At 73.5% G+C, this 1,788-nt stretch carries 2 protein-coding genes; one reads left to right on the top strand and one right to left on the bottom strand.

The annotated features are described in order from the left end of the window. A partial coding sequence (locus tag ACLQ25_RS32405) for a DivIVA domain-containing protein (protein ID WP_425734537.1) occupies positions 1-478 on the bottom strand: 478 nt, incomplete at its 3' end. A 153-nt stretch (positions 479-631) separates the two neighbouring features. On the opposite strand from ACLQ25_RS32405, the gene folP reads away from it, so the two are divergent. Beyond that, positions 632-1,501 (top strand): dihydropteroate synthase, encoded by an 870-nt coding sequence (folP, locus tag ACLQ25_RS32400; RefSeq protein ID WP_425734536.1) that lies wholly within the window; start codon positions 632-634, stop codon positions 1,499-1,501. Positions 1,502-1,788: the final 287 nt, after the last annotated feature.

Below are 1,788 nucleotides of genomic sequence, written 5' to 3'. Positions count from 1 at the left end.
AGGTGGCCGGGGCGATGCCGTCGGCGTCCACAGCCGAGTCGGTCGCCGGTGCCACGCCGTCCGCGTCGGCCGCTGAGGAGGTGGCCGAGGGCTCCGCTGCCGTGGCGTCGGGCGCCGCACCGGCGGACTGCTCCCGCGCCCGGCGCAGCACGTCCGCGTCGTCGGTCCGGCCCTCGCGCAGCGCGATGACCTCCGCCTCCAACACGCCGATCAGTTCGGACTTGTAGCCGATGTCGTAGGCGGCGCGGCGCATCGCCTGGTCGACCTGGGCCATCCGGTAGCCACGGAGACCGGTGTCGAAGCGGACCGCGCCGACGTCGGATTCGCGCAGCGGCCGGGTGCCCGGCAGCGGTATGGCCTGCGAATCCGGTTCCGTCGGAGCGAGACCGGGATCGCGCCCGCCGACCAGCACCGTCACGCCGAAAACCACCGCCGCGACGGTCAACGCCACGACCAGGAGGAGCAGAAGCTGACCCATGCACTGATCGTGGCACGACAGCCCGCCGGTAGCGACCCCACCACCCCGATCACCCATCGACGCCCACGCCCGCCCCACGCGTGCCGGCGCGGACCGGCTAGCGTCGGTGGCGGCCGGAGCAGCGGCGACGGCGCGCAGGAGGCGGGAGGCGGCATGGCCGGGGCACTTCGGCTTGGTTCGCGGACGTTCGCGCCGGGTGAGCTGGTGGTGATGGCCATCGTCAACCGCACACCGGACTCGTTCTTCGACCGGGGCGCCACCTTCGCCGCGGACAGCGCGCTCCGGGCGGTCGAACGGGCGGTCGACGAGGGCGCCGAGATCATCGACATCGGCGGGGTCAAGGCCGGTCCGGGTACCGAGGTGGACGTGACCGAGGAGATCCGACGCACGGTGGACACCATCGCCGCCGTACGGTCCGCGTTCCCGGAGGTGGTGATCTCCATCGACACCTGGCGCGCCGAGGTGGCGACGGAGGCCGTGGCGGCCGGCGCGGACCTGCTCAACGACACCTGGTCGGGCGTCGACCCGGCGCTCGCGCGGGTCGCGGCGAGCACGGGCGCCGGGCTGGTCTGCTCGCACGCCGGCGGCCTCACCCCCCGCACCAGGCCGCACCGCGCCGCCTTCGACGACGTGGTGACCGACGTGGTCGCGACGGTGACCGGGCTCGCCGAGCGTGCGGTGGCGGAGGGGGTACGCCCCGACGGAATCCTCATCGACCCGGCGCACGACTTCGGCAAGAACACCCGCCACTCGTTGGAGATCACCCGTCGGCTGGGCGAGCTGACCGTGACCGGCTGGCCGGTGCTCGTGGCGCTCTCCAACAAGGACTTCATCGGCGAGACGCTCGACCTTCCGGTGGGCGAGCGCCTGGAGGGCACGCTCGCCGCGACGGCGGTCTCCGCCTGGCTGGGCGCCCGCGTGTTCCGGGCCCACCAGGTCGGGCCGACCCGCCGAGTGCTGGACATGGTGGCCTCAATCCGCGGCGACCGCCCACCCAAAGCCACCAGAAGAGCCCTGGCCTAACCCCCACCCCCCCGAACCCAAACCCGAACCCGCCCCGCCCCGCCCGACCCCGCCCGACCCGCCCGACCCCGCCCGACCCCGCCCGACCCCGCCCGACCCCGCCCGACCCCGTTGATCATGAAGTTATTGCCCTGCCGCGCGGCGTGTCGGGGCAATAACTTCATGATCAACGCGAGCGGACGGCCCGGAGGGGGTGGGGTGGGGTGGGGTGGGGTGGGGGGTTAGTCCTTGTCGCCTCTGGCGAGGTGGCCCGTTCCGGGCTGAAAATCGTGTTGGTCGCTCGCTGA

It is taken from the genome of Micromonospora sp. DT44, assembly GCF_049841635.1.
In the GTDB taxonomy this organism is placed as follows: Bacteria; Actinomycetota; Actinomycetes; order Mycobacteriales; family Micromonosporaceae; genus Micromonospora.
This window is presented reverse-complemented; position numbering and strand designations above follow the sequence as displayed.

Coding starts and splice junctions, on each gene's coding strand:
- folP (WP_425734536.1), top strand. CDS start 632: ATGGCCGGGGCACTTCGGCTTGGTTCGCGGACGTTCGCGCCGGGTGAG.